Source organism: Brevibacillus sp. BC25 (assembly GCF_000282075.1).
GTDB lineage: Bacteria > Bacillota > Bacilli > Brevibacillales > Brevibacillaceae > Brevibacillus.
Window position 1 is genome coordinate 18,692 of sequence record NZ_AKIX01000078.1, and the last position, 26,867, is coordinate 45,558.

Genomic DNA, 26,867 nt, shown 5'->3' on the forward strand with positions numbered 1-26,867 from the left:
CGCAGCGTTCGTTTTGGCAGGCTCATATGGATTAACGGATCATTTTGTATTTTCTTTCCAGAAATGAATGCATTTTTTAAAAAAGTTTGAGTCAACATGGTGGAGGAGAAGAAAAAGCACAGTTCTCTTCGACTCTGACACGCCAGCAGGGGGGATTCACTGGCCGTCTCCACTTCAAAAAGGGGACCGTCGAGCCAAAGCCACCCTACGGGCGGATGTTTCTCCCAGAAGAAGTGTTCGACAAGCGTGGTCCCCTTTTTTAAGTTCCGACTGGGTAGGCGTTGTCAAGGTCTACGAGCTCTGTGCTTTTTCTTCTCGGCAGCTTTATTGGTCCTGTGATCGACAACATAAGAAAACCGCCCTTGATAAAAGGCGGTTGGGTTCCATCCATCATTTCCATGAATGGTAGATATGTTCCGCGTACTTGGTAATGGCTTCATCGTAATCTGGATACGGATATTCGAGACTATCTGCCACCGCTTTGGAGTACTTTCGAAATAGCTCATAGCAAGTGAATAACGATTCCCACATGTCTACGTAGCCATTTTGACGATAAGTGGATAGTAGCGTTTCCCAATCTTCTTTTGGAAGATAGTGATCAATAAATTTGTAGTTTTTCCCGACACTAAAGGTAAATCCTTTCTCACATCCGATTTGCCAAGCCATCATGCGGAGCAAATTTGGTCGGGCAATTTCGTTGAGATGGTCAATCGCAAACAGGATTTCTTTTCTCGCAAGTCCTTTAACAACGTAAGTAGAGACCATCCAAAATTCATTGCAGCAGTCATCAAACTCTCTAGCAGTTGGCTTCTTGAGCCAATATTGATGATCGGAAGGAAGCACCTCGTGTTTGATAAGCTCGTCCTTATCCAGCAAAACCTCAACTAGGCCGTCGCTATCTGCAAAATACGGCTCTGTCTCGTCTATCGGAATCAGCGTCAGATCCACTTTATTTCCATCGTCAAATAGCATGAGATAGGAAAACCAATTCCCTAGCTCGGACGGAAAAAGCTCCATATCCTCCGGTTTTTGCATCATGATCCGATTCCCAAAAACATCGAGCCATTGATCATTTTCCTTAAAAGAATCCATCTCTGTCACAAAATACGAAATATCATAATCTTGGAATGGATCAGCGGGTATATTTTTGTTCGTACGTGACCCTTCCAAGGTTACCAAGCGGATTCGATCATCCTTCCTGGCGAAATCGATCAGCATGCTCATCATTTCTTGTTCCGTTCTCAAAGCCATACCCCTCCACCCTACTATTACTCCGTACTACTTAATTTAGTGCAATTACATAATTTTTACAATACTACATCAATAGGAGAAGCAAATAAAAAAACTGCACCCATTTGGGCACAGCTTTTTCTTGCAATCCGTACTTTTACGCGCGGGAAACGTAAGCTTCCGTACGAGTATCGATGATCAGACGCTCTCCTTCTTCTACGAAGAGAGGAACGTTTACTACGAAACCAGTTTCCAAGGTCGCTTTCTTTGTTACGTTGGAAGCAGTGTCACCTTTTACACCTGGCTCACATTCTGTTACAACGAGTTCAACCGTATTCGGCAATTGAATACCGATTGTTTCTCCGTTGTACTGCATGATTTGCACATTCATGTTTTCCTTGAGGAAACGCAGTTCACGCTCGATTTGCTTTTGAGTGAACGTCATTTGCTCGTATGTTTCAGTATTCATGAAAGTGTATTCATCACCACTAGCATACAGGTACTGCATCGTGCTGGATTCAATCCGAGCAGGGTTTACTTTTTCGCCGCCGCGGAAGGTCATTTCTGTCGTGTTGCCACTACGCAGATTGCGCAGTTTGGAGCGAACGAATGCCGCACCTTTACCTGGTTTTACGTGTTGGAATTCTAGCACGGTAAAAATATTGCCATCCACTTCGATTGTCAAACCGGTACGAAAATCGTTTACAGAGATCATGGTAGTCCTCCCAAATCAATCAATAACAGAATAAGTATAAATTACACAGGCAAAATGAGCAACTCTTTCGTGGACTTGTTCAGGTTCTCATGACCATCAGCTGTAATCCACACATCGTCTTCGATCCGAACGCCACCAAGGCCTGTTACGTAAATGCCTGGCTCCATCGTTACGAGCATACCTGGCTCCAATACGAAGGTACTTACAGTCGACAGCCCTGGCTGCTCGTGAACTTCCAGTCCGAGACCGTGACCTGCGCTATGTCCATAGGCATCGCCATAGCCTGCTGCTGTGATGATATCTCTCGTTGCTGCGTCAGCGTCTTTTGCGGATACACCTGGCTTCAGCGCTTCTAAGCCTGCGAGCTGAGCACGCAAAACAATTTCGTAGATTTCACGCATTTTCGGGTCTGGCTCTCCCACAGACAACGTGCGTGTGATATCGGAATTGTAGCCCTGATAAGCAGCTCCGAAGTCAAGCGTAACCATTTCCCCTGCCTGAATCACTTTCTCGGAAGCTCGTCCATGTGGCAGAGCACCACGCACACCTGACGCTACGATCATATCAAAGGAAGAGCCTGTCGCTCCTTGTTTGCGCATGAAGAATTCCAGTTCCAAAGCAACATCGGATTCACGCACGCCTGGCTTGATGTAGCCTTGAATATGCGTAAATGCTGCTTCTGCGATACGAACCGCTTCACGAATAATAACCATCTCGGATTCGTCTTTAAACATGCGGATTTTTTCAAGCAGACCGCTTGTTGACACCAACTCTACTCCGTCAAATCCTTTGTTCCATTCCTGATAGGTGCTAAAGGACACGCTGCTCTCGAATGCCAAGCGCTTAATCCCTTTTTCTTGCAGGAGCTTTGCCATCGCTTCAACAGCTTTTCTCTCGTTATTTACCACTGTAAAATCAGGTGCTTGTTCTTGCGCTTGTTCCACATAGCGGAAGTCTGTGACCAAAAACGCCTCTGTTTCGGTGACAATTACCCAACCCGTTGATCCGGTGAAACCACTCAAGTAGAAGCGATTCTCTGTTTTTTCGGTAATAAACGCCTCTGCTCCAACTTGTGTTAGTGCCTCGCGCAATTTATGCAGACGTTGTTTCATGGCAGCCTTTTCCCCTTTTTGAATGCTATTATTTTTTTTCGATTTTACGGACGAGCGCTCTTAGTGCCCACTCATATCCATCGATCCCCAATCCGACAACTTGTCCAATCGCGATAGGAGCGATGACTGAGTGATGGCGAAATGGTTCCCGTGCATGAATATTGGAAATATGTACTTCAATTGTTGGCAGAGCCACACTGGCCAGTGCGTCTCGGATCGCATAGCTGTAATGTGTGAATGCTCCTGGATTGATCAAGATACCGTCATGGACACCTCTCGCCTGATGAATCGCGTCGATGAGGACACCTTCGTGATTCGATTGGAGATGCTCAAGCTTTCCGCCCAACTCATCCATGACACCCGTCAGGATTGTCACCACATCCTCCAGCGTTTCCCTTCCGTAAACATCCGGCTCCCTTGTCCCCAATAAATTCAGGTTGGGACCGTTCAGCAACAAGACGGAAGTCATCGACCATCCCTCTCCCTATAAAAGTTTTTTTACTAATGAAACATTTTACCACAAGCCGTTCTGATTCCAAAGTAGACAATCGCTCAAGCAACATTTCGAACATTGTTACATCCATTTTGACAAGGAACGGAGAAATCCTCCTACCTTGTGGACTCATTCCATGTATGATTCTCGTCTGATTGCTCGAGTATGATTGTCATCCCAATGAACAAGCCAAACGTCAAATACCAAGCGCCTTCCGTACTTAAAGTGGCAACCTCCCAATTTCCGATATGAAAGAAGAAACCCGCTATCCCTAACATGACCGCCCCGTAGACGAGTCCCAGCCACCACGCACGGATCCGGCTAAAAAGCAAGCTGAACACAAATGAAGCAGCGGCTGTTTCAACGAACAATACGATACCACCAAGGCACACGCTCGCAAACGTATTTTCGTCCTCGATGCTGATAAAGGGACGTGCAAAGGCTCCGACTCCGTACGGGGTCATGCTTAAAAAGTGAGCCATCAAACGAACGAGCCCCCAAATGATAGTTCCCCAGAATGCGACCTCCAAAATCTTCGAAGTGGAGATTCTTTTACTCCTTTGCCTACCTTCTTCGGTATGGGATACGCGTGCTTGCTTGTGCTTCCGTCCTGTTTTGCTTATTTCCATTTCCATCACCTCTGATCTCTAGTATGCTCTTCCTCTAAGATTTTCACTTTCGCTTTACATTTGTTGGAAAAGTGCGAACTCCTTGTAGCTTCAAGTCGCCATTTCCGTTAATATAGTGGTAAGGATGGTGATTGTATTGGCGCAACAAAACGTACCTAGCTACGGCGGTCAGGCCGTCATCGAAGGAGTTATGTTCGGTGGCAAAACCATGACTGTTACGGCTGTTCGCAAAAAAAATCATGAAATTGAGTATTTTGAATCCCCCCGCTCGGAATATAAATGGATTACTACGCTGAAAAAGATTCCGTTTGTGCGTGGGATTGTTGGTTTGGTCGAAGCCAGCGCCAATGGGGCCAAACATCTCAACTTCGCCTCTGAACAATACAGTATGGAGTCTGGAGAAGAAGTATCTGAAAGCCCATCGAAGCTCACCATGATTTTAGGTGTTGCTGTCGTCGGGGTACTTTCCTTCCTGTTCGGGAAATTCGTATTTACACTCGTTCCCGTTTTCCTGGCCGACTTTTTACTCGGAAAATGGGTACCGGATGGCGTTCCTCAAACGTTGGCTGAAGGCGGATTTAAAATCTTGCTCCTCCTCGGTTACATTACTGCAATTGCACAAGCTCCGTTGATTAAAAGGCTTTTTCAATACCACGGAGCCGAGCATAAAGTGATTAACGCTTTCGAATCCGGGGTAGAATTAACAGTAGCCAATGTACAAAAATTTTCCGCTCTGCATTATCGTTGCGGGAGCAGTTTTCTCATTTTCTCAGTGTTCGTCGGTGTAGTGATTTACTCACTGTTCAGTTATGACTCCCTGACGGAGAGGGTCGTACAACGCATTGTTCTTTTGCCACTGGTAATCGGCGTCTCTTATGAGGTTTTGCAGTGGACAAACAAGCTCCGAGATGTACCAGTCCTACGTTACCTTGGTTATCCAGGATTGTGGTTGCAAAAGATCACAACTCGTGAACCAGATGACAGCCAAGTCGAGGTAGCCATCGCTTCCTTCCAAAAGATGCGGGAGCTTGATCAGAAGCACGTGCAGGAAAGAATGGTTACGACCGGATAACGTGAGGCATTTTTATTCCCATAGAGGTGAAGCCCTATGTTACGCCGTATTCCACCAGTGATTCTGATAGTGATCGTATTAGCGATTTACGGATTTTTGATAACACTCATCAATGATCCTGTCAGTACGATTATCATCTTGGGATTATCCGTTGTACTTTTCTTGGTCGTGCGCAACTATTTACAAACCGGTTCCTTCTTTTCACAAGGCGCAGGCGTAGGCAAACCTAGACAGTCAAAGGTCAAGGTGAAACCAAAGCCATCCATTGCTCGGCAAGCTGTGAAAAAGCAGTCGACTACCCCGAGAAAAGATCATCCGTTTCGTGTGATCGAAGGCAGCAAAGGGAAGCAAAAAGAGAAACAAGACGAAAAATCGCAAAATAATATCTCCCACTAAAAACAAGAACAGGTTGCCTGAATTGGCGACCTGTTTTTGTTTATTAGACCAGCATTTTCGGAGAGCTATTGCGAAACACTTTGACGTAATCTTCAAAATCCCATTGCGCCAAAAATTTGTGAGCCGCTGCCTCCCCTGACTCAAACAATTGTTGCCGCATTTCTTTTGACAGCTGAAATTGGGTAGTCCTCACCCCTAATGTATGAATGAAAATCGTCCGAACGGCTTTTGCCTTTTCCACAAACAGACGGTCATGGGCATCGAGCATGGTCGCCAGCAATCCCCGAGAGAAGGAAAAAAGACCGGTGATGCTAGTCGCTTCTCTCTTGTCTTGATCATCACTCAGGCGAAAACCAATCGTCGGCCACCGGGGAGTCCCCGGTACATCAAATAACCACACGGGGTAGTTGCTCAATAATGCGCCATCGACGATGTAGTGCACATGTCCAGCACTTGTCAGCTTTGCAGGCTGAAAAAAGAACGGAATCGAGGAAGACATACGAACGGCTCGTGCCACAGGAAAATGATCGGGTTCTACACCATACCGTGCCAAATCGTCGGGTAATATAAGCATTTTTCCGTCAGTGACATCAGATGCGACAACTTTCAGCTTACCAGGCGGAAGATCTCCGAATGTTCGCACTCCTTTTCGTAGTAACAACTCCTCTATGAACAACTCTATTCGATCTGCTCGATAAATCCCTTCCCGCACGACTAGTTCATAGATTGGTCCGATGAGAGGGAGTCTGCCCAGCCCTGAGCGTTTGAGAAAGTGAAGGTAATCCAGCTCTTCAAAGATCGGTTTCAACTCATGACTGGAATAGCCTGCGCCGAGCAAAGCTGCAACAATGGAGCCTGCCGAGGTACCAGCGAGCCTTTCCCAGGTGTATCCATTCTCCTCCATGACTCGCAAGGCACCAATAAAAGCGATTCCTTTTACGCCACCACCTTCAAAGACCGCATCCGCTTTCACCTTGTTTCCCCTCCCTAAAATTCCTCCCCATTTTCCATGTATAAGACGACAGCTTTTCCCTTACCACAAAGAAAAACGCAAGCCTGATCGGCTTGCGCTATAATACGATAACGATATAGACTATTCCTCTTTTTGCTCATCTAACAAACGAATGTTACGAAGCTCTTCTATACGTTTTGGATCTGCCTCGAAGTACTGAACCAGATACTCCAGGCATGTAATCGATTCCCAGCTCAGGTGGTGCTCGATTCCTTCCACATCCTGATAAATATGCTCTTCATCCAAGCCAATGACCCGCATAAATTCTTCCAAAAGACTGTGACGGTCCACTAGGCGTTTTCCTATTTTCTTCCCTTTTGGTGTCAAGACAAGCCCACGGTATTTTTCATAAACGAGATACTTGTCTTTATCTAGCTTCTGAACCATTTTCGTGACCGAAGAGGGATGTACTTCCAACGCTTCAGCAATATCGGAGACACGAGCATAGCCCTTTTCTTCAATTAAGTTGTAAATGCGTTCCAAATAGTCTTCCATACTCGGCGTCGGCGGCATTGTGAACCCCTCATTTCCAAACCGTTATTTCATCTAGCCAAAAAAGGCACGTAGAAATATGATACCGCGTAATGAGAAGCATTTGCAAGAGAAAAGTACCTATCGCAGCTGTTTTTCTGGTGTTGGATTCATCATTTGGACATATTGTACGAGTTGTTGACCCAACTGCTCCATGCGTGCCTGGAGACGCTCATCCTTCAGCTTGCCTTCTGGTGTAAAGGCATTGTAAGCACTTGGGATGGAAGGGCTAGTTGGCAACGGCCATGCATGCAGATTGCGCATGATTAACTGCAAAGTGTTAACCGTGTTCGTAGCACCCATGCTTCCCCCAGCGACGCCAATGATGGCAACCTGCTTGTCACGCAAAATGCGCCCTTCCAGGAAGTCAATGGCGTTTTTCAAAGCACCTGTCATTGTGCCATGGTATTCAGGCGAACCGATCACAAGTCCATCCGCTTCAGAAACCGCTTTGACAAATTGATGGACAATTTCAGGGTACGTACTAGTATCATCACGATCATCATACAGCGGCAGCTTCCAGTCCGCGAGATGAATCATTTCAACATCGGCACCTGCATCCTTCGCTGCTTCGAGTACAATATGAATCGCTTGTTTTGTCGTAGAATTGGCATTCATGCTTCCGGCTATTCCTACAATTTTCATGGTTTCACCCCATCGATAATCTAAATACTGGTATGATCATCATTATATTCCATTAAGTATAATTTGTAAACATTTATGTTTATTTAATATCGTCTGTTCTGAACAGACCTGTTTGTCTCATACACTTGTACCAAGTTGCAAGTGAGGATGATGCCTATGGACAAAGTCGCTTGGCATATCGCCGTGCTTTTTGCAGGGTCTGCGTTAGGTGGATTCTACTTGGGTGGATATGAGTGGTTACGCTTTTTTACTTATTTCGGTTCCTGGGGGACAATAGGCATTGCACTTGCGGCTCTTGGCCTCGGTTGGTTCGGCGTCCAGCTGTTGACCTTTTGCCATCGCAAGCAAATTCGCTCCCTGTACGAGCTGTACTACGTATTGTGTGGCGAAGCATTCGCTTCTAGCCTATCTGTCATCACCCACATTCTGCTATTGGGCTATACAGGAGTCATGCTTGGCCAACAGGCAGATTTCCTCTTGGAGGAGCTCTCTCCTCTATGGTTCATCCTTCTGAGCATTGCAGTCATCTTCTTTATCATAAATCGTTGGAGATGGATTGTCACTGCAACAGCCATATCTATATCCATCGGTTTATTATTATTCGGATTGATTTTCAGCGCACAAACCCATGTGCCAATACCGAGCCTGGGTTATCAAATGAATGTGAACTGGCTGATTCACGCCGTATTTTTCCTTGCCTTGCATTTTCTTATCAGCTTGGCCACGACTCTACCTCTGGCAGTACGTGCGTCGCATGAGCGATCTGTTCGAATGGGGGCAATCATCGGAGCTGGAATCTTCCTTCTGTTCACAATGTTAGGTCAAGCTATCCTTCTTGCCCACTGGCATGATGCCCACGCCTCTGTACTGCCTATCAAACAAATTTTGGTTCAAATGATGACGGGTGGCGATTGGCTTCTCGCTATCCTCTCACTTGTACATGGTGGAGTCATTGCCGCAGCCCTACTCTACTCGCTGACACGTCCCATTGCGACACGTCAACATCTACAAATGCTGCCACTGATTGTCGTCATGCTGCTTACCGTATTTGTATTCGCTCTCCTCACACTCGTTGTTCCGTGGAGTATGTCTGCTATCGCCAGTGCAGCGACCTATTGCGGCATGTTCGTAATGGGCTGGTACGTTTGGAAGCATCAGAATTGACCTGATTGTTTACTCGTAGCTCCTGTGGTCAAGACAAAATCTTGGCCACTTTTTTCGCATTATAGGAGCCAATTCAATATTCCGACCACGACCAAGAAAACAAGGATAAACACCAAAATATTCAACGGACTCGTCATCACGTAAGCCTCCTCAATACATGGTTACTCTCTCTCATTTTATCACATATGAAAAACGTCCCCCGAAGGAGACGTTTACTGCAAAGCCTCACTCTCCGCTCTTAGCTGTCCCCCATTTGGAGAACCCATCGGATAAGCTGGCGTTGTTTGTTCCGTAATTTTGTGAATCGCTGAAAGGACCGCCTTTGTCGCCGTTGCGATTTGTTCCCAATCCATTTGCACCAAGGAGTCATCTGTTGCTTGTCCGGTATCTGCACTCGTCACAAGTGCTGTAGGAATACCTGCGGCGGCTAAATAGCCTGCTGCACCGTTTCGTTCACGCGTCCCATCCTTGTTGGAAGGAGACACCCCCGCTGCTCTCAAGAGTTGGATTGGCAGATTTTCGTTGCCCAGCGAATTCGTTGCAATGAGCTCAGCCTTTTGACTGCCCACCCCCTCGACATAGAAGGCAGCTATCATGGCTTGTCGCTCTTTGGCTGATAAGGCATTCGCATAAGCAATCGGGCCTCTGCTTCCCGATGTAACCGCGCCAAAGCTTACAAACCTCACTTCCGTATCAATCGGCTTGTCAGCCATACTACGCGCTATCTCCAGCAAGGCCGCTACACCGGAGCCATTGTGATTTGCCCCAACCGATAACCCAGCGGAATCATGGTGAGCAGATACCATCACGACCTGCCCGGTGTCGTTTTGATTGGGCTTTCGGCTTGCCACGATATTATACGAGGTTTGCTTGGTCGTTGCGGCTCCTTCTACCTTAATGGTTCCCTTTACGGGCCGCTTGTCCATGATGCGTTTTAGGAGCATCGTACCATCCGCCTTGGACAAAGCTATAACAGGAACAGCGATATCCAAGGGTTCACCCAGTGAAGCATTCCATCCTCCCTCTCGATCATTCCAGATGATAAGAGCAACGGCTCCGGCAGCGGCTGCTTGACGTACTTTTTCTCCGAACGGAATCTCGCCTCGCTTGACCAAAGCTATCTTTCCCCGTGATGCCTCATTCGCAAAATCAACCGCTCTTCCCAAGCCTGCATCCACCACTTCTGCTGTCGCGGTTCCATTGATTCCAAAAGCAAATCCACTTACTGTCCATTTTTGACCCTGCCATTCTTCTATCGTCAGTGATAGAGTAGTAGGCTTTCGGTACGTATAATAAGAAAAGGGATCGAGCTTGGTCTTGTACCCATAAGATCGAAGTGTATTTTCTACATAGACAGCTGCCGCAAATTCCGTTTCAGTAGCTGGTGGACGGGCTGTTCTTGCCAATTGCTCGACATGGCTGTACAAGCGTTCACTATCGATCCAATCTTGCGTTTCCTCTGCATGAGCACGATTTGAAAGGAAAGGTATCGGCAATATCGTTCCACAAACAAGCAAGGCACATAGCGTATAATGACGGACAGATCGCATGGCATTCTCCCTTTCCTTCGCTCTTTGCATTTATTATGGGCGGTTACGACAAACTGAGTCTAGTCAGAATAGTTAGTCAAATAACTTCATCCTGCGCCATCCCTGGACAGCTTTCGCTTTCTTCTGCCCAAAACGTCGATTTTTCGAGTGACTTCCCACCATATGAATTCTTAATAGAATGGTGCTTTACTCCGTAAAATTATTGATAAAGAAAAGCCGACTTTCAAATTGACCTATGTCCTTCCCTTTTGCTAAGGTGGAATCAACAAAAAACCGTTTGAAAGAAACGGATTGGAATCCTGAGGGGGAAGTACCATGCTGTATGTAGATGGCAAATGGGTAGAAGACGGGCAAGTCGCAGTTCATCCAGAAGACCGCGGATATAACTTTGGGGATGGCATATATGAAGTAGTACGCATTTATAAGGGGCGCATGTATCAATGGGATGGACATCTTACCCGCCTGTTTCGAAGTGCCAAAGAAATAAAAATGGAGCTTCCTTGGAGCGCAGAAGAGCTGACAGACTTAGCGAATCAGCTGATCGCCAAGAACAACATCACGGAGAATGATGACGCCAGCCTTTACCTGCAAGTATCTCGTGGCGCCTCTCCACGTGTTCACGATATTCCGTCTGGTATCAAGCCTGTGATCATGGGCTTTGTCCGTCGCAAGGACCGCCCTGTCGCCGATATGAAAAAAGGTTGGTCCGCTCAGCTCGTCGAAGATATCCGCTGGCTGCGTTGCGATATCAAAACGCTCAATCTGCTAGGGGCTGTTCTGGTCAAACAATACGCAAAGGATGCAGGTGCCCAAGAATCGATTTTGCACCGTAACGGCGTCATCACAGAGTGCAGCTCTTCCAATTTGTTCGTCGTGAAAAATGGCGAGCTGTATACGCACCAGGCTGACAACCTGATCCTGCACGGAATTACCCGCCAAGTGGTCATTGATTTGGCTCGGGACAATGGCATCACTGTACATGAAAAAGCATTCGACATTGCTTTCTTGAAGCAAGCCGATGAAGTATTCCTCACCAGCACCACCGCGGAAATCATGCCGCTCATCTCGGTAGATGGCGTCGCTGTCGGCAACGGACAGCCAGGGCCTGTCGTTCTTACGCTACAAGACTTGTTCGAACAACATATCAACACAAGTGTACTCGTGTAATGAAAAAAAGCTCTCCCGGTATGCATATACATCCGAGAGAGCTTTTCTTTATTGTTTAACGACGCAGATTCCATTCGTCAGTGGCATAGCGCGTTTTAACGAGTTCTTCTGCCAAAGCGAGTTCTTCGTCCGTAAGCGTTGAAGGGATCAGCTCCACTTCCAAACCGGATGCAAAGCCTTTCGAGAACGCCTCGATAGATTCTTGGAGACTGATTGGACGTGGGCTTACTTCGTTGATTGTCACTGCTTTTTGTCGGAAACTATCGATCATTCGTTGTTTTACCCGTTCTGACGGGAAATGCAAGAGCGAGAATAGCAAATCTACGTCCATATCAAGCAGAATAGAGCCGTGCTGAAGAATAACGCCCTTTTGTCGAGTCTGAGCACTTCCCGCTACTTTTTTCCCCTCTACTACGAGTTCATACCAAGAGGGCGAATCGAAGCAGGCGGATGACCCTGGAGAATTGTACTTTTCCTTCTCCTCTTCACTTGCCAAGGAAACCATTTCCGCCGAGAGTCCAAGGTTTTGGAATCCGTGCAGAATTCCCAAGCTGATGATTTTGTAAGCTTCTGTCACACTCGAAGGCATTTTCGGATGCTCTTCGGATACGATGACACTGTATGTCAGCTCCTGATCGTGGAGAACAGCACGCCCTCCCGTCGCTCTGCGAACAAAGCCCAGTCCTCTATTTTGAACTTCCTCCAGGTTGATTTCCTTGATAGCCTTCTGGAAATAACCAATTGACAGTGTCGCCGGGTCCCACGTGTAAAAACGAACGGTCGGGGGAACCTTGCCCTCACTGTGCAACTGCAAAATTGCTTCATCTACTGCCATATTCATCGCGGGTGACATTGATTCCGTCACGATATAACGCCACTGTTCCATCTATGTACCTCCTCATTCACAACGCCTTCATTGTACGCTTCTGGCATGAAGGACGGCAAGCCTCTGATGCGCTAAATTGAGCGGAAAGAAAAGCCGCCCGTAACAACAGGCGACTTTTCCTTGAATCTAGAATTATGCTTGTGGTTGATAACGCAGAATTGGCTTTCTTGCCGCTGTCGCTTCATCCAAACGTTTGACCACAGTGGTATGAGGAGCTTCCTGAACGATTTCTGGTGTTTCCTCGCACTCGCGGGCAATTTGGAGCATGACGTCGATGAACTCATCGAGCGTTTCTTTTGTCTCGGTTTCGGTCGGTTCGATCATGAGGCACTCGTCCACGATCAATGGGAAGTAGATCGTTGGCGGGTGATAGCCGAAGTCGAGCAAGCGTTTTGCGATATCGAGCGTGCGTACGCCCAGCTTCTTCTGGATTACACCAGACAGGACGAACTCATGCTTGCAGACGCGATCAAATGGCAGATGATAAGCCGTTGCCAGACGACGCATCATGTAGTTGGCCGAGAGCACCGCATTTTGAGAAACTTGCAGCAAGCCTTCTGGACCCATGGTACGGATGTAGCTGTACGCACGAACAAGAATACCGAAGTTTCCGTTGTAGCCTTTTACGCGACCGATGGAAGCCGGACGATTGCTGTCCCAGTAGAAGCTGCCGTCTTCCTTTTTCGCTACGATTGGTGTAGGCAGGAATGGCTCGAGAATTTTTTTCACGCCGACCGGACCTGCACCTGGACCACCACCGCCGTGAGGCCCTGTAAACGTTTTGTGCAAGTTCAGATGCACCACGTCGAAGCCCATGTCTCCCGGACGGGCAATTCCCAAAATCGCGTTTGCATTCGCACCATCGTAGTACAAGAGGCCGCCGGCTTCATGGACGATTTTCGCCATTTCTACAATATCTTCTTCAAACAATCCGAGTGTGTTCGGGTTCGTCAACATCAAAGCAGCCGTGTCAGGTCCTACTGCATCACGCAGCGCTTGAATGTCAACCAATCCACGCTCGTCAGATGCAATAGTTACGGTATCCAAACCAGCTACAGCAGCAGATGCCGGGTTCGTACCGTGTGCGGAGTTCGGCACGATTACTTTGGTACGATGCGCTTCCCCACGGCTCTCATGGTAAGCGCGGATCATCATCAGACCTGTCCACTCACCCGCAGCACCAGCAGCTGGTTGCAGGGTAACTGCGTCCATGCCTGTAATTTCACCCAGTTCTTCTTGCAGGTTGTACAACAGCTCCAAAGCGCCCTGTACGGTTTCTTCTGGTTGGTACGGATGTGTCTGCGCGAAGCCTGCGTAACGGGCAACGTCTTCATTGATTTTCGGGTTGTATTTCATCGTGCAAGAACCAAGTGGATAGAAGCCATTGTCTACCCCGTGGTTGCGACGAGACAGTTCGGTATAGTGACGAACCAATTGCAGCTCAGATACTTCTGGCAGCTCAGCCGGCGTTTCGCGAATGAGGTGCTTTGGCAAAAGACTTGCTACTTCTACTTCTGGAACATCCAATGCCGGCAAATTGTAGCCCACACGGCCTGGTTTGCTCATTTCAAAGATCAGTGCTTTCTCCTGGTCGTTACGCACGTGTGATCGCCTCCAATTCAGCCGCCAATGTGTCGATTTCTTCTTTGGTACGTAGCTCGGTTACTGCAAGCAAGGTATGATTCGCAAACTCTGGATAGTCGAGACCGAGATCATAGCCCCCGATCATTCCAGCAGCCAGTAGCCCTTTGTTCACTTCTGCAACTGGTTTGTTCAGCTTCACCACAAACTCGTTGAAGAACGGTGAAGTGAATACGATCTCCAAGCCTTTTGCTTGCAGGGCGTTTTTGGCGTAATGAGCTTTTTGCAGGTTCATCATCGCCATTTCTTGTACACCCTGCTTGCCGAGTGCTGTCATGGCAATGGAAGCAGCCAATGCGAGCAGCGCTTGGTTCGAGCAGATATTGGAAGTCGCTTTTTCACGACGAATATGTTGTTCACGCGCTTGCAGCGTCAATACGAAGCCGCGTTTGCCATTCTCGTCCTTCGTTTGACCGACGATACGACCTGGCATTTTGCGCATCAGTTTGGATGTTGTAGCAAAATATCCGCAATGCGGTCCGCCAAAGGATGCTGAGATACCGAATGGCTGCATGTCGCCCACTACGATATCTGCACCCAATTTGCCCGGCGCCTCCAGTACACCCAGAGCAAGCGGATTGGAGGACGTGATCAACAGTGCGCCTTTTCCGTGCGCAATTGGTTCAATCGCTCCCAAATCCTCTACATTTCCGAAGAAGTTCGGATACTGCACGATGATCGCTGCTGTGTTTTCATCAACAAGCGCTTCCAGAGCCGCTGTATCCGTAACGCCGTCGCTGTTGATACCTACTTCAACCAGCTCAACGTTTTGTCCATACGCATATGTCTTCAAAACACCACGCGCTTCCGGATGTACAGCGCGAGAAACGATTACGCGCTTTTTGCCAGTGTGACCCGCAGCCATCATCGCTGCCTCTGCCAAAGAAGTCGCGCCGTCATACATCGAGGAGTTAGCTACCTCCATGCCAGTCAGCTCACATGCCATCGTTTGAAACTCAAAAATAGCTTGTAGCTCACCTTGGCTGATTTCTGGCTGGTATGGTGTGTAAGCGGTAAAGAATTCACCGCGGAGCAACATGTGATTGACTGTGCTCGGCGTGTAATGTTGATAAACACCCGCACCTAGAAAGTTAACATGCGTGCTGAAATTTACGTTTTTGTTTGCGAGGTTTGTAAAATACTTCACCAAATCTGGCTCGGAAAGTGCTTCTGGAATATTCAAAGCACCTTTGAAACGCACTTCTTCCGGAATATCAGCAAATAGTTCTTCTACACTCGAAATGCCGAGGGTTTCCAGCATTTCGCGCTTGTCCTGATCAGTTTGGGGCAGGTAGCGGTATTTCACGGACGTTGTCCTCCTCTAAAAGGATGTATGTGGTGTATCGCTTAGTTTTTTGGACGTTTATAAAATGGAGCGGCAACGATTTCTGCTTTCAGACGTTTTCCGCGAATTTCTACTTCTACTTGTGTACCTAACGCAGCATGCTCGGTTTTTACGAGAGCGAGACCGACGTTCTTCTTCAAGGTTGGAGATTGTGTTCCCGTCGTCACTTCGCCAATGAGCTCTTCTCCCACATAGACAGGGTAATGCGTGCGCGGAATCCCACGGTCGATCATTTCGATCCCTACCAACTTGCGTGGGGCACCATTTTCTTTTTGGGCCTTCAGCACTTCTTGACCGATGAACGGCACATCTTTGTCTACCTTGACAGCAAAGCCAATGCCCGCTTCGATCGGAGTGATGTCTTTGCTAAGCTCTTGTCCGTACAGTGGCAGCTTGGATTCAAAACGAAGCGTATCGCGCGCACCGAGACCGCACGGCAAAAGACCTTCTTCTTTTCCGGCATCCAGCAAAATGTCCCACAGCTCTGCTGCACGATCGGCATCCAAATAAATCTCGAAGCCATCTTCGCCAGTATAGCCAGTGCGGGAGACCAATGCCGGAATACCGCTCACTTGCACATCACGCTCAAAACGGAAAAAGCCGATTTGAGACAAGTCTATAGTCGTCAGCTTTTGCAGAATGGATTCTGCCAAAGGACCTTGAATCGCGATTTGTGCAGTTTGTGGCGAAATATTCTCAATCGTTACGCCTGGAATCAGATGTTCTTCTAGCCACGCAAAGTCTTTGTCGATATTCCCCGCGTTGATGACGAGCAGGTAATGATCATCTGCATATTTGTAAACAAGCAGATCGTCTACTGTACCCCCATCTGGGTAGCAAAGCACACTGTACTGCGCCTGTCCGACTGCCAGCTTGGACACGTCATTCGTAGTCACACGCTGGAGATAAGAAAGAGCGTTTTCCCCTTTTACGTCCACTTCTCCCATATGGGAAACATCAAATAGACCAGCTTTTGTCCGAACAGCTTCATGCTCTTGACCAATGCTTGTAAACTGCACCGGCAGATCCCAACCACCGAAGTCGATGGTCTTCGCGCCATACTTTGCATAAGAATCAAATAGTGGCGTACGTTTCAAATTGGACATGTGGCACCTCCTGTGAACAATAAGATCTTAGAAAACTTGGCTTCGCTGAGCCTTTGGCGAGGCCTTAGTTGCACTTATGTCGATAGGAGTCTTATCGACCAAAACAAAACAGAGGGGGAAAAACGGGTACACCAAAATAATGGTGCCCATTTCTCCTCCTCTGTCCTTGGTACCTGAGAGTTACCTTGCGAATCACATGAGGATTACTTCTTTCCCCACTTGCAAGTTTCCCCTTTGGTGGCTCGTGTGAGCTCTCTCCAGAGTTGCGTCCAGTAGAGGTACTTTTGCCTGAGAGATTCACCGTTACCGGTTTGCTCCTTCGGCGCTGCAAAAAGCTCAAGCAGTCTCTCCCTACTACCTTCATTCGCGGTTGTTTCATGGTCATACATAAGTTTTTGCTATCATTTCCATACTAATGGATGTACTACCTCCTTATCCTACCATGAGAGTCCAAAGTTGAAAATATACAAATTAACAGTCAGATTCAGAAAAACTTAACAAAACACATTGACAATAGATAAATGTTCAGTTTTTTGACATTAACCATGAAAGTTATGGCAGAGCTATGTAAAGGAGTATCTTTTATGCCGAATGTTCCTATTTCATTTGATACGAGTTGGATCAATCCGCTTACAGAACGCATGCAAGAAGATGGCCCCTGGGATAAATGGGAGCTGTTCAAGCTCTCATTGGAAGCCGAGGAAGCGATGGCTGTTCACGAATTTGATCAGCTGCAATGTCTGAAATACCTTCCACTCTTGTCGCCATTTCCACACCAGTTGGAAACGGCGAAACGTGTCCTGCTAGAGATGCGCGGACGAGCCATTCTCGCAGATGAGGTCGGTCTGGGAAAGACCATCGAAGCAGGTTTGATCATGAAGGAGTATATGGTCCGAGGCTTGGCTAAAAAAATTCTCGTCCTGGTTCCGGCCTCTCTCGTCATTCAATGGACAAAAGAGCTTCATCAAAAATTCGGCATTGCAGCCGTCGCGCAAAAAAAAGAATATATGTGGCGGCAGCACGAAGTCGTTGTCGCATCAATAGACACAGCAAAACGAGATCCTCACAGGCGTCACGTCCTCGACATCGATTACGACATGCTCATCATCGACGAGGCCCATAAACTCAAAAATAAACGGACACGAAACTATCAGTTCGTCAAAGAAATCCGCAAAAAATATTGCCTGCTCCTTACCGCAACTCCTATTCAAAACGAGATGGACGAGCTGTACAACCTCATCAATCTATTAAAGCCAGGTCACCTCGGTCATACTTCCACCTTCTCTACCAATTACGTAGAGGGCAAGCGCCAATCCAAGAATAGCGAGAAATTGCGGGAAGAAATTGAAAAGGTCATGATTCGCAACAAACGAAGTGATGGTGGTATTCAATTCACCAGTCGCCGCGTTCAGTCGATTCCGATTGACCTTACCCCTGAGGAATTGACCCTGTACGAAGGTGTGACCCGCTTTGTCCGCGAGCAATACCGAACAGGATTGGGGGTTGGCGGCTTCAACTCTCTCGCTCTGATTACCTTGCAGCGCGAGGTCTGCTCCAGTAAGGAAGCTGCGTTCATGACGTTGTATAACATGCACCAGCGCACCGGCGAGGACTCTCCCCTGCGCGCACAAATTCTTGAGCTAGTCGAGATGATCAAACAAATTGAGACGCATTCCAAGGCTGCCAAAACGGTTGAGCTTATTCAACAAATCAACGACAAGGTGATCATTTTTACAGAGTACCGCGCAACACAAAACTATCTACAAAAGTATTTGCACGACCACGGCATTACTTCTGTCCCCTTCCGCGGCGGCTTTAAACGCAGCAAAAAGGACTGGATGACGGATCTTTTCCAAAATCGTGCACAAGTCCTAATCGCGACGGAAGCAGGCGGCGAAGGCATCAATTTGCAGTTCTGCAATCAGGTGATCAATTACGACATGCCTTGGAATCCCATGCGAGTGGAGCAACGAATCGGTCGCGTACATCGTCTCGGACAAAAAAGGGATGTGCACATTTACAATTTATCGACAACAGGAACGATCGAGGAGCATATTCTCAAGCTGCTCTATGAAAAAATCGACCTGTTTGAAATGGTCATCGGTGAACTCGATGATATTGTGGAACGCCTGAATTTAAATCATTCCTTGGAAGATAATCTGATTCAAATCATTATGGATTCCCGCTCCTCCAAAGAAATGGCGCTGAAGCTCGATAACATTGGACACGCGATTCGGGCAAGCAAAATAAAAGCCGTCCCGCTTTCTGAGGCGGCTGACCAATAACTCTTGTTGGAAACGAAAAAGAAATGAGGTCTCCTGATGCAGCAACAACAGGTCAGACAATTTGTCGAGCGCTATTTGGCGACTTTTTCTGCCCATATCGTTGAGTCTCACCCGGATTATTTCACAGTCAAACTCCCTGTCGAGGTGGACAAAGATATCGGCAATCGCCCTTTTTACTGGAGCTGGGTGGATAAAATGAATTTGGCTTACCAGCCATTGGTGCTCACCTTTACTTTTCATCCGGATTGCACGCCTGAGGGTTTGCGATCCGAGCATCTGCATCTAGGGGCTGCACGCATGCAACAAATTTTCGCTTCAACCAAAAAGCATGGCAGCTTTGTCTGTATGTACGAGCAACAAGGGGGCCTTTTAGGTAATGCCGGCAAGCGTCGTTCAACCCCTCTCGTGCCTTGGCTCGGGATGAACTTGAAGGTTTCTCTGCTCTGTGACAAGCGACGTGACATTTTATTGTACCTGGGGATTAATTTGCATCAGCCACGGATGGTGACGGATTTCACTTCGTTTTTATTTTCACTTTCCTTGACCCCTGCGATCCCTGACTACTATTACACGTTAGATCGAAAGGTAACCATACAGGACGCCCTCCAAATGGCACAACAGGAAGTCGAACATACATTGGAACAAGAAGATCAGCAATGGGCAGAGGAAGCTCGCACACGTTTGAGCGAAGAAATGGCCATCTTGGAAGCGTACTATGAAGAGCTGGCACGGCGCGAACCAGAAAATGAGCAAACAAACGCAGACGAAAGCGGAGAAGAAGCAGAGCAGTCGGAGGCTCAGTCATCACCCGAGCAAGAAGCCCTTCACTCCGAACCTGATCCAGCTGGACCAACTCCTGTCGAACAGCCAATATCTTTTGACGAATACCGGGCTTCTGGTGGACGAATCCTCGACTTTTTACGTGCAAATGGAATCCAAACTACTTCACGCGAAGAGATTAATCAGGCAGAGTGGAAAAAGAGCACGCCAGATGAGGAAAGACAACGCCGAAAAGACGAGCTGGCATGGCAATACGAGCCGCGGATCGAGGTTTCGTTCATCAATGGCGGCTTGTTCTATTTATCTTCCGTTCCTCCGCTCATGCGGTCATCGAAAGCAAAAAGCATGCGACATCTCCCCGCATCAGGGCGAATCATGTAAAAGATCAACGAGAAAATGTGAAACAGAAAAGACACGTTGCAACAAATCTTTTTGTCATAGCTGGTTACAATAGGAATAGGTTAAGCCTTTACAAAAGGTGGTGCATAGTTGTGACCAGACGATTTCTTCCTTTTATCGCTGCTCTTTTGTCTCTGATGCTGCTCTCCTTACCTGCTTTTGCGCAAGACGAAGCAAGCTGGGACCAGCAATTCCAAGCACAAATTCGAGAATGGATGGATGCAATCGCAAGCCGAGACCCTCAATTCAAGCAATGGCAGGACGCAAAAACGGACGTGCAAACACTAGGTGCAGGGCAGCATCAATGGCTGGTAAGTATAAAAAAAGCGGACAAGCAAGTAGGGTATTTGGTGATAGGAGAAGCACCTGATTCTAATTCCCATGAGAAATTTGTTCTGCTGGAATACGGTGTCGGGGAGTACATCTTGTTCGATGACGCTTTTGCTCCGAAAGAAATCGCGGCAGAGCCAGTTTATGACGGGTTCGCTTCCTACTGGCTGATCACCCAGAAGTCAGATACACAAATGGTCAATGCAAAAACGGGAGAAATGTATCCCACTTCCTTTCAAATTAGTGAGCCAGCTGTCGATGCTTTTGCAGGCGAGCAGCTCATACAAAATGGACAACGCCTGACTCAAATGAGAATTTTAAACGCAGCCGAGGCTGATCCTTTTGATCATATCGGGTGGGTCAGCCAAATGAGTACAACAGACACAGACGTGTCCTGGAACCAATTGTGGCAGCAAGATTATACCTCGCCGGTAACATTAGCCGTCCCGATACATCAGTCACAGGTTTTGGCACCCTTTGTCGTGGGGTCCCTGCATATATGGAATGACCAAAATGCTTATGTTGGCGTATGGGATGAGGGCCTGCGCTTTGTCCCGTATTCGTATGCACATCGTGTCGGACGATTTTTTGTAAACGAAACAAGCTCTCCTGCCGAATAACCGGTTGGAGAGCTTGTTTTTTACGTTTTCTATTCACCGATGTTCCGTAGGAGAGAGACGTTCATGAACGGCATGAAAAACTTCATTGACCGTCATTCCCTCTGCATTAATGACGGGAGCTCCTGTAATCGTTTTGTTTTGATCACCCAGTACGTTGATATCCTGGCCTGTAATGACAATCGCGTCTACCACCTGCTGCCAGTTGCCTAAATCAACAACTTCATAACCATTTTGACGCAGCATCTTGGACACTTCAGACAGGGAATTTTCTACCGCTACTCTCGCCATATGCACCCTCCGTCTTCGTTCATGATAGGTTTACGAATTTTATTTGCGCCACAACAGTCGAATGGACATGGGAATGGCACCAAACCAGCGTGACGACCAGGACTCGCGTGGAGTCTTACGCAAACGGCGTTCATCTTTTGGAGTATCCATGTACTGAACAAACAGTTTCGTCAGGTACTTTAAATATTCCTGAAAGGACATCGCACTTGACCTCCTTCTTACTCGCGGATTCACACCACGGCGCAAGCGCTGTCCCCTCTATTGTTCCCCGTCCTGCGTTCTTTCAACCACTTGGCTCGTAATTTCCATCACAATATCGGAAAGGCTCTTTCCTGTCGTATCCACCTGAATCGGCGCGAAATCGTATACACCTGCGCGCTCCGCCATTAAGGTTTTTACCCTTGTCGCTACTCCTCCTGCCAACAAGGGCCGGCCTGTATCCTTTTCCAAACGCTTGATGAGTTCCTCTTCCGTGGCATGCAGCGCGATTACGATGCCATGCTCCATCATCATCTCTACGTTTTGCTTCCGTAATACAGCTCCTCCCCCAGTTGTTAGTACCTGAGGGCCTGCTGCCAGTAATTGAGCTAGACGTTTCGTCTCGACGTCTCGGAAATACGCTTCTCCTTGATCCGTGAAGATTTCTGGAATGCTGCGACCTTCACTTTCCACAATCGCATCATCCAAGTCCGTATGCTTCATTCTCAAAGAGGCAGCGAGCGCGGCGCCAACCGTGGTTTTTCCTGTTCCCATAAATCCGACCAACACCAGGTTCATCATTTTGTTTCTGCCGCCTTTCCAAATCGTTCAGTATGTATTAATCTTCACTGTTTTTTGTTGTTGATTGTACGCTGTCTCATATCCTAATGCTTTTTCAAAAAATGACAGTGGAACCATCGTACGTTCTTTAATTTCGATTAACGGACTGCCTAAATCCATTCGTTTCCCATCTACGTCAGCAAAGCGCTCCCGTTCCTTTATAAATACTTCGCGCCCATTTCCTTTTACACGGATCATTTGTTTCTTGTCGTCCCAGCTAATCGCTAATCCCATTTTCTCACCGAGCTCACGCAACGGAATATACACCGTATTTTGTGTGACCCGAGCGGGAATCGATGGATAAAAGCTCATGTTATTGATGATCGTGGTGATATAGGGCTCCAATTGCACTGCACCAAAGCCATTCTTATTTGCACTGTTGGTATACAGAGTGAAATATTTCGCTTCCCCTTGCAAGGTTTGCCCAAGCGCTTGATCGAGATGCTCTGCACCAATGACACTACCATGATAATTTTGCTGGACGCGCTGCAAGAATCGCTTATAGGCATCGTCACCAATTTTGCGCCGCAGGTTGTCAAACAGGAGTGCCCCTCGGGAATACCAGGTCAGCTTAAACTCTTCTTCGGTGGCAAACTTCTGCAATGGCTTGTCCAGCTTTCCATTTGGATAACGCTCTTGCAAACGTTTGACATCCCGGTTGTACTCATCTAACAAAGTCGTAGCTGATTGGGCACCATAACGCTTCTGCAAGTAATGAGACACACCGAGCTCCACCAGCCCCTCATCAAGCCACCCATGCGAGGACTCCAATGTAGCCACACTGTTATACCACCAAAGATGCCCTACCTCATGCGGCAGCCAATGATCAATCAGATTGTTGGAATGCATGTCTCTTTTGAATACGGCGAGATTCGCGTACTCCATGGCGTACGTCGTTCCTGAACTTGTTTCCGCAATCGCCACGTGCGGATACGGCAACGGACCGTACATGTCGATAAAAGTAGGAAATACCGATTGGGCAATGTTCTTGATTCTTTCTATGTTTCCTTTATCAACGGAAGCAATATCAACCGTTAAATTCGGAGCAAATTGAATCGTTTCGATGTGATAAAGCGGACTTCCCACCAGTCCAAAGTTCAACAGATTTTTTGCTTGATAATGGACTTGTTGCTTACTGCCACCGATTGACTTCGTTTGTCCTCTGCCCCATGAACTGACCCAATTGTAGCCTTGTGGTGAGGTAAACGACACATCGTAATCTCCATAGTGGTAAACGAATGGATCACCAAAATCAACGCGTTGCGGTGGGTCATACCATACACCTTTTTGATTTTGTGCCCCGAGCATCGGGTACCATGTCGTCAACGTCCATATATCGTCTTTGACCCCAAAACGTGTGCCCCTACGTGGAACAGGGTTCTCGAATTCAATGGTTAGTGCCCCTCGAAGCTCCTTACCAAGAGGATTTGCCATCTTCACCAGCGATTGACCACGTTCAAAAGAAAGTGGCTTGTCCTTGTAGCGAATCGACTTCACCGTCATTTTGTTCCAAAGGTAGTCGTAAATATACAGGCGTACTTCTGGAGTTTTCGGGTTGTCGAACTCCAAGGTCATGTTTCCGGTTATTTTCGCTTCGGACGTATGTAATTCAGCTTGAATCTTATATACAGGGTTCAAATCCTTTACATAAGACGGCAGAGGCGGATCATATGAAAATGGATCGACGAACTTTTGCTCCTCCTCAGGTGATTGATTCATGGCAATGATTTGAGAAATGGCTGGCCAATACGCGACGACCCCAACTGAGCCAAAAAAAACGAGGATCGTCACACATACTAGCAAGCTTGTTTTATGTAGTGATTTCATGACAGCCCCCATATAATAAACCGCCCGGCGGCAGGCGCTAAATGTTTTTGTTTCATTGTAGCAAATATATGTCAAACTGAGTAGAAATTCAGGAGATTCTGTAGAGAAAACACCTTATTTGACAATGGTCTTTCCTAGGTGAAATAAAAAAGCCGCCACTCATTGTATCGTAATGATTGGCAGCTTTCTTTAGCGTTTACCAGGTTTCGTACATAATTTTTCCGGTCTGGCTAAGATCATAGCCCCCGACCGCTTCCAATTCCTTTTGAAACGGACGCGATCCGAGAACATCAAGAACAGCCTGAATGAGCGGTTCATTGTCCTTATTTTTCAACAAAACGAGGTCATATCGCTCACGCATAGTTGGGACAAACTCTACGCCGACGAGTGAAGCTGCCTTTTCAATGCCCACCCCTACGTCTGCCTCGCGCCGAGCTACTACCCCTGCGACTGCCAGGTGATTGGACTCTTCCCGTTCATAGCCAATCACGTCACTCCCCGCTATTTTTGCCAGTCGAAACTGCTCTTCAATCAGCGTACGTGCACCAGACCCTTTTTCCCGATTGACCATGCGAATGCCCGGCTTCGTAAAATCGCTCCATGCTTTAATCTGTTTCGGATTGCCTGCCTGAACGTAGAATCCGGCCCAACGTGACAACATATTGATGACAACAAATCGATGCCCACACAAAATGCGACGAATATACGGGACATTGTATTCATTGGTATCCCCATCGTACAAGTGCGTGCTGACGATATCAGCCTTACCCGTATACATCGCTACGAGGCTGTTCAGAGAGCCCACGTACGAGCGAAGCGGTCGGTATGCCTCATCCTTTTTCTCCAAATGCCCCGCCAGTAGGTCCAAGCTCACATCCTGCCCGCTGATAATGATATTGCGGCCTGTACCAGCCTGCTCATGTCGTGTCAATTGCTGAGCTTGTCCTGTCTGAGGGATGCTAACGGCTGAGGCTTGTCTGTACTCTCCCTTTGCCTTCGCCTTGTACGCTTCCAGATCGCTTTCATCTACGCGCATTTGCCGACCGACGCGATAAGCGGGCAGCTCTCCTTTTTTAATCAGATCGTAGACCGTCAGCTTAGAAATACGTAGAATTTTTGCTATTTCTTCGGTGGTATAAGAATTTTGTTGACTCATGTTCCGCCTCCGTTATCTCCTTTGCTCTATTGTCAAACAAGTGTCGTAAAATCGCAATTGATTATTCATTACGAATCCATATAATCTAGTTATATCCAGTTATAATTAATTATAACTAAATATAATTATGGAGGTCTTTTTTTATGAAGAAGCACTGGTTAGCCTTATTGATGGCATTTTGCTTGATGCTCACTGCTTGCTCAACAACGCAAACAGCACCACAAACGAGTGAGCCAACCAAAACCGAAACAGCAAAGGTAGAACTGATGATTTCTGCTGCTGCTAGCTTGACGGATGCCTTGAATGAGTTGAAAACCCAATACGAAACGGAAAACCCAGGAACGACCCTCACCTTTAACTTCGGAGGCTCGGGCAAACTCGCCACACAAATTACGCAAGGCGCTCCGTCTGATGTATTTTTGTCGGCTAGTAAAAAAGACATGGACGGTCTAGAGGAACAGCAACTGATCGCCAAAGACACACGTCAAGACTTCACGAAAAACTCGCTTGTTCTCATTGCAGGTAACACAAGTGCTGTAGCAATCTCTTCTTTTGAAGAGCTGAGCAACGCAGCGATCAAGCATATTGCCGTCGGTGAGCCTGAGACAGTCCCTGCTGGACGATATGCGAAAGAAACATTGGATACGCTGAAAATGTGGGATTCTCTTTCGGCACAAATGGTATTTGGCAGCGATGTTCGCCAAGTTTTGACCTTCGTAGAATCCGGTAACGCGGAAGTCGGTATTGTCTACTCCAGTGATGCCGCAGCTTCGAAAAATGTAAAGGTATTGGCGACAGCCAAGCCTGAATGGCACAAGCCGATCGTTTATCCAGGTGCGGTTGTCAGCGCATCGAAGAACCCAGATGCAGCAAAAGCTTTTCTTGCCTACTTGACAAGCGACAAAGGAAAAGCGATCTTACAGAAGTATGGGTTTCAATAATCCAACCTAATCGAATTGGAGGTGGCAAGCGTGATCGAAACCAATCTTACTCCTTTGATGCTCTCCCTTAAAGTAGCTGCGCTCTCCACCTCCTTTGTATTTGTCCTTGGGATGATATCTGCACGGTGGATGACACAAAAGGATTTTTGGGGGAAGAATGTGCTGGAGTCCTTCTTTTTGCTTCCGCTTGTTCTCCCTCCCACTGTTGTTGGCTTCGGCTTGTTGATGCTTTTCGGAAAAAACGGCTTTCTCGGCCAGCTGCTGCATGAATGGTTCAATATTACCGTCGTCTTTACGCTAACAGGAGCCGTTATTGCCTCGATTGTCGTTTCCTTTCCGTTGATGTATCAGAGTGCAGTCGCTGCCTTCACAGGGGTCGATCTACGTTTGGAGAATGCGGCACGCACGATGGGCGCTTCCGAATGGCGATTATTCTGGACCGTTACCTTTCCGTTGGCTTGGCCTGGCCTGTTGGCTGGGTTTGTTCTTTCTTTTGCCCGTGGTTTAGGGGAGTTTGGTGCTACGCTGATGCTCGCAGGCTACATCCCTGGGAAAACCGATACGATTCCCGTCGCCATTTATTTTGCTGTTGAGGCTGGTCAAATGGATAAGGCATTGTTTTGGGTCATTATTATTGTTTCTTTGGGTATGGGTACGACTCTCTGGCTGAATTGGTGGAGTCGTCGTAACGTGCGCAGGTACGCCAATCAAAAGTAAGGCAGGTGAAT

General features: G+C 47.4%; 27 protein-coding genes and 1 riboswitch. Of the genes, 9 read left to right on the forward strand and 18 right to left on the reverse strand.

Features of this window, described 5'->3' with window-relative positions:
• Positions 1-390: 390 nt before the first annotated feature.
• The 5 genes from ant(6) to PMI05_RS20315 all read right to left on the reverse strand — a co-directional run bounded on the left by ant(6) (position 391) and on the right by PMI05_RS20315 (position 4,179).
• Positions 391-1,245: an aminoglycoside 6-adenylyltransferase gene (ant(6), locus tag PMI05_RS20295; RefSeq protein ID WP_157230926.1), complete on the reverse strand. Its 855-nt coding sequence runs from the start codon at positions 1,243-1,245 to the stop codon at positions 391-393.
• A 142-nt stretch (positions 1,246-1,387) separates the two neighbouring features.
• Positions 1,388-1,945, reverse strand: coding sequence for an elongation factor P (gene efp / locus PMI05_RS20300; RefSeq protein ID WP_007725738.1), 558 nt, complete (start codon positions 1,943-1,945; stop codon positions 1,388-1,390).
• A gap of 41 nt (positions 1,946-1,986) precedes the next feature.
• Positions 1,987-3,057, reverse strand: coding sequence for a Xaa-Pro peptidase family protein (locus PMI05_RS20305; RefSeq protein WP_007725739.1), 1,071 nt, complete (start codon positions 3,055-3,057; stop codon positions 1,987-1,989).
• 28 nt (positions 3,058-3,085) lie between these two features.
• Positions 3,086-3,526 (reverse strand): type II 3-dehydroquinate dehydratase, encoded by a 441-nt coding sequence (aroQ, locus tag PMI05_RS20310; RefSeq protein ID WP_007725740.1) that lies wholly within the window; start codon positions 3,524-3,526, stop codon positions 3,086-3,088.
• 140 nt (positions 3,527-3,666) lie between these two features.
• A complete protein-coding gene (locus tag PMI05_RS20315; RefSeq protein WP_007725741.1) occupies positions 3,667-4,179 on the reverse strand; it encodes a YqhR family membrane protein in 513 nt (170 codons plus the stop codon).
• 124 nt (positions 4,180-4,303) lie between these two features.
• Between PMI05_RS20315 and PMI05_RS20320 the strand changes: the two genes are divergently transcribed.
• On the forward strand, positions 4,304-5,251 hold the full coding sequence (locus PMI05_RS20320) for a DUF1385 domain-containing protein (protein WP_017247982.1): 948 nt from the start codon (positions 4,304-4,306) through the stop codon (positions 5,249-5,251).
• Between the two features lie 36 nt (positions 5,252-5,287).
• Complete coding sequence (locus tag PMI05_RS20325; protein WP_007725743.1) at positions 5,288-5,647, forward strand: hypothetical protein; 360 nt, start codon at positions 5,288-5,290, stop codon at positions 5,645-5,647.
• Between the two features lie 43 nt (positions 5,648-5,690).
• Here PMI05_RS20325 and PMI05_RS20330 read toward each other — a convergent pair whose 3' ends face one another.
• The 3 genes from PMI05_RS20330 to PMI05_RS20340 form a co-directional block, all read right to left on the reverse strand.
• Positions 5,691-6,620, reverse strand: a complete 930-nt coding sequence (locus PMI05_RS20330) for a patatin-like phospholipase family protein (RefSeq protein WP_007725749.1) — start codon at positions 6,618-6,620, stop codon at positions 5,691-5,693.
• Positions 6,621-6,740: 120 nt separating this feature from the next.
• Positions 6,741-7,172 (reverse strand): transcriptional regulator MntR, encoded by a 432-nt coding sequence (gene mntR, locus PMI05_RS20335; RefSeq protein WP_007725751.1) that lies wholly within the window; start codon positions 7,170-7,172, stop codon positions 6,741-6,743.
• 99 nt (positions 7,173-7,271) lie between these two features.
• Entirely contained in the window at positions 7,272-7,835 is a 564-nt protein-coding gene (locus PMI05_RS20340; protein ID WP_039961079.1) for an NADPH-dependent FMN reductase, read from the reverse strand.
• Positions 7,836-7,991: 156 nt separating this feature from the next.
• Here PMI05_RS20340 and PMI05_RS20345 point away from each other — a divergent pair, with 156 nt between their 5' ends.
• Positions 7,992-8,999: a hypothetical protein gene (locus PMI05_RS20345; RefSeq protein ID WP_007725756.1), complete on the forward strand. Its 1,008-nt coding sequence runs from the start codon at positions 7,992-7,994 to the stop codon at positions 8,997-8,999.
• A 212-nt stretch (positions 9,000-9,211) separates the two neighbouring features.
• Here the strand turns inward: PMI05_RS20345 and PMI05_RS20350 are convergent, their stop codons facing one another.
• Entirely contained in the window at positions 9,212-10,549 is a 1,338-nt protein-coding gene (locus PMI05_RS20350; protein ID WP_007725757.1) for a M28 family peptidase, read from the reverse strand.
• Between the two features lie 315 nt (positions 10,550-10,864).
• On the opposite strand from PMI05_RS20350, the gene dat reads away from it, so the two are divergent.
• The gene (dat, locus tag PMI05_RS20355; protein WP_007725759.1) at positions 10,865-11,716 is read left to right on the forward strand and encodes a D-amino-acid transaminase; all 852 of its coding nucleotides are present in this window, start codon (positions 10,865-10,867) and stop codon (positions 11,714-11,716) included.
• A gap of 55 nt (positions 11,717-11,771) precedes the next feature.
• Here dat and PMI05_RS20360 read toward each other — a convergent pair whose 3' ends face one another.
• From PMI05_RS20360 to gcvT, 4 genes are all read right to left on the reverse strand, one after another.
• Positions 11,772-12,602: a biotin/lipoate A/B protein ligase family protein gene (locus PMI05_RS20360; protein WP_007725760.1), complete on the reverse strand. Its 831-nt coding sequence runs from the start codon at positions 12,600-12,602 to the stop codon at positions 11,772-11,774.
• Between the two features lie 132 nt (positions 12,603-12,734).
• Positions 12,735-14,204, reverse strand: coding sequence for an aminomethyl-transferring glycine dehydrogenase subunit GcvPB (gcvPB, locus tag PMI05_RS20365; RefSeq protein ID WP_007725761.1), 1,470 nt, complete (start codon positions 14,202-14,204; stop codon positions 12,735-12,737).
• Positions 14,197-15,549 carry an aminomethyl-transferring glycine dehydrogenase subunit GcvPA gene (gcvPA, locus tag PMI05_RS20370; protein ID WP_007725762.1) on the reverse strand — a complete coding sequence of 451 codons (1,353 nt, stop codon included), beginning with the start codon at positions 15,547-15,549 and terminating at the stop codon, positions 14,197-14,199. Before gcvPA ends, gcvPB begins: the two co-directional genes overlap by 8 nt.
• A gap of 41 nt (positions 15,550-15,590) precedes the next feature.
• Positions 15,591-16,694 carry a glycine cleavage system aminomethyltransferase GcvT gene (gene gcvT, locus PMI05_RS20375; RefSeq protein WP_007725763.1) on the reverse strand — a complete coding sequence of 368 codons (1,104 nt, stop codon included), beginning with the start codon at positions 16,692-16,694 and terminating at the stop codon, positions 15,591-15,593.
• Positions 16,695-16,961: 267 nt separating this feature from the next.
• A riboswitch (glycine riboswitch) is annotated at positions 16,962-17,057 on the reverse strand.
• A 221-nt stretch (positions 17,058-17,278) separates the two neighbouring features.
• Here gcvT and PMI05_RS20385 point away from each other — a divergent pair.
• From PMI05_RS20385 to PMI05_RS20395, 3 genes are all read left to right on the forward strand, one after another.
• Complete coding sequence (locus PMI05_RS20385) at positions 17,279-18,979, forward strand: DEAD/DEAH box helicase (RefSeq protein ID WP_007725765.1); 1,701 nt, start codon at positions 17,279-17,281, stop codon at positions 18,977-18,979.
• A 36-nt stretch (positions 18,980-19,015) separates the two neighbouring features.
• Positions 19,016-20,140 (forward strand): YqhG family protein, encoded by a 1,125-nt coding sequence (locus PMI05_RS20390; protein WP_007725768.1) that lies wholly within the window; start codon positions 19,016-19,018, stop codon positions 20,138-20,140.
• A gap of 110 nt (positions 20,141-20,250) precedes the next feature.
• Positions 20,251-21,108: a hypothetical protein gene (locus tag PMI05_RS20395; RefSeq protein WP_007725770.1), complete on the forward strand. Its 858-nt coding sequence runs from the start codon at positions 20,251-20,253 to the stop codon at positions 21,106-21,108.
• A 33-nt stretch (positions 21,109-21,141) separates the two neighbouring features.
• On the opposite strand, the gene PMI05_RS20400 is transcribed toward PMI05_RS20395, so the two are convergent.
• The 5 genes from PMI05_RS20400 to PMI05_RS20415 all read right to left on the reverse strand — a co-directional run bounded on the left by PMI05_RS20400 (position 21,142) and on the right by PMI05_RS20415 (position 25,198).
• Complete coding sequence (locus tag PMI05_RS20400) at positions 21,142-21,396, reverse strand: YkuS family protein (protein ID WP_007725771.1); 255 nt, start codon at positions 21,394-21,396, stop codon at positions 21,142-21,144.
• Positions 21,397-21,435: 39 nt separating this feature from the next.
• Positions 21,436-21,597: a YqzE family protein gene (locus tag PMI05_RS30175; protein ID WP_007725773.1), complete on the reverse strand. Its 162-nt coding sequence runs from the start codon at positions 21,595-21,597 to the stop codon at positions 21,436-21,438.
• Between the two features lie 57 nt (positions 21,598-21,654).
• Positions 21,655-22,176: a shikimate kinase gene (locus PMI05_RS20405; protein WP_007725774.1), complete on the reverse strand. Its 522-nt coding sequence runs from the start codon at positions 22,174-22,176 to the stop codon at positions 21,655-21,657.
• A gap of 27 nt (positions 22,177-22,203) precedes the next feature.
• Positions 22,204-24,042, reverse strand: coding sequence for a stalk domain-containing protein (locus tag PMI05_RS20410; protein ID WP_039961082.1), 1,839 nt, complete (start codon positions 24,040-24,042; stop codon positions 22,204-22,206).
• Between the two features lie 196 nt (positions 24,043-24,238).
• Positions 24,239-25,198, reverse strand: coding sequence for a helix-turn-helix transcriptional regulator (locus PMI05_RS20415; protein ID WP_007725776.1), 960 nt, complete (start codon positions 25,196-25,198; stop codon positions 24,239-24,241).
• A 143-nt stretch (positions 25,199-25,341) separates the two neighbouring features.
• On the opposite strand from PMI05_RS20415, the gene modA reads away from it, so the two are divergent.
• Positions 25,342-26,139, forward strand: a complete 798-nt coding sequence (gene modA / locus PMI05_RS20420; RefSeq protein ID WP_007725777.1) for a molybdate ABC transporter substrate-binding protein — start codon at positions 25,342-25,344, stop codon at positions 26,137-26,139.
• A 30-nt stretch (positions 26,140-26,169) separates the two neighbouring features.
• The gene (gene modB / locus PMI05_RS20425) at positions 26,170-26,856 is read left to right on the forward strand and encodes a molybdate ABC transporter permease subunit (protein ID WP_007725779.1); all 687 of its coding nucleotides are present in this window, start codon (positions 26,170-26,172) and stop codon (positions 26,854-26,856) included.
• The last annotated feature ends 11 nt before the right edge of the window (positions 26,857-26,867 follow it).

What these genes read in the sequence shown, in the direction of transcription:
- efp (WP_007725738.1), bottom strand. Translation starts at nt 1,945, where the DNA reads ATGATCTCTGTAAACGATTTTCGTACCGGTTTGACAATCGAAGTGGAT.
- PMI05_RS20305 (WP_007725739.1), bottom strand. Translation starts at nt 3,057, where the DNA reads ATGAAACAACGTCTGCATAAATTGCGCGAGGCACTAACACAAGTTGGA.
- aroQ (WP_007725740.1), bottom strand. Translation starts at nt 3,526, where the DNA reads ATGACTTCCGTCTTGTTGCTGAACGGTCCCAACCTGAATTTATTGGGG.
- PMI05_RS20315 (WP_007725741.1), bottom strand. Translation starts at nt 4,179, where the DNA reads ATGGAAATAAGCAAAACAGGACGGAAGCACAAGCAAGCACGCGTATCC.
- PMI05_RS20320 (WP_017247982.1), top strand. Translation starts at nt 4,304, where the DNA reads ATGGTGATTGTATTGGCGCAACAAAACGTACCTAGCTACGGCGGTCAG.
- PMI05_RS20325 (WP_007725743.1), top strand. Translation starts at nt 5,288, where the DNA reads ATGTTACGCCGTATTCCACCAGTGATTCTGATAGTGATCGTATTAGCG.
- mntR (WP_007725751.1), bottom strand. Translation starts at nt 7,172, where the DNA reads ATGCCGCCGACGCCGAGTATGGAAGACTATTTGGAACGCATTTACAAC.
- PMI05_RS20340 (WP_039961079.1), bottom strand. Translation starts at nt 7,835, where the DNA reads ATGAAAATTGTAGGAATAGCCGGAAGCATGAATGCCAATTCTACGACA.
- PMI05_RS20345 (WP_007725756.1), top strand. Translation starts at nt 7,992, where the DNA reads ATGGACAAAGTCGCTTGGCATATCGCCGTGCTTTTTGCAGGGTCTGCG.
- PMI05_RS20350 (WP_007725757.1), bottom strand. Translation starts at nt 10,549, where the DNA reads ATGCGATCTGTCCGTCATTATACGCTATGTGCCTTGCTTGTTTGTGGA.
- dat (WP_007725759.1), top strand. Translation starts at nt 10,865, where the DNA reads ATGCTGTATGTAGATGGCAAATGGGTAGAAGACGGGCAAGTCGCAGTT.
- PMI05_RS20360 (WP_007725760.1), bottom strand. Translation starts at nt 12,602, where the DNA reads ATGGAACAGTGGCGTTATATCGTGACGGAATCAATGTCACCCGCGATG.
- gcvT (WP_007725763.1), bottom strand. Translation starts at nt 16,694, where the DNA reads ATGTCCAATTTGAAACGTACGCCACTATTTGATTCTTATGCAAAGTAT.
- PMI05_RS20385 (WP_007725765.1), top strand. Translation starts at nt 17,279, where the DNA reads ATGCCGAATGTTCCTATTTCATTTGATACGAGTTGGATCAATCCGCTT.
- PMI05_RS20390 (WP_007725768.1), top strand. Translation starts at nt 19,016, where the DNA reads ATGCAGCAACAACAGGTCAGACAATTTGTCGAGCGCTATTTGGCGACT.
- PMI05_RS20400 (WP_007725771.1), bottom strand. Translation starts at nt 21,396, where the DNA reads ATGGCGAGAGTAGCGGTAGAAAATTCCCTGTCTGAAGTGTCCAAGATG.
- PMI05_RS30175 (WP_007725773.1), bottom strand. Translation starts at nt 21,597, where the DNA reads ATGTCCTTTCAGGAATATTTAAAGTACCTGACGAAACTGTTTGTTCAG.
- PMI05_RS20405 (WP_007725774.1), bottom strand. Translation starts at nt 22,176, where the DNA reads ATGATGAACCTGGTGTTGGTCGGATTTATGGGAACAGGAAAAACCACG.
- PMI05_RS20410 (WP_039961082.1), bottom strand. Translation starts at nt 24,042, where the DNA reads ATGAAATCACTACATAAAACAAGCTTGCTAGTATGTGTGACGATCCTC.
- PMI05_RS20415 (WP_007725776.1), bottom strand. Translation starts at nt 25,198, where the DNA reads ATGAGTCAACAAAATTCTTATACCACCGAAGAAATAGCAAAAATTCTA.
- modA (WP_007725777.1), top strand. Translation starts at nt 25,342, where the DNA reads ATGAAGAAGCACTGGTTAGCCTTATTGATGGCATTTTGCTTGATGCTC.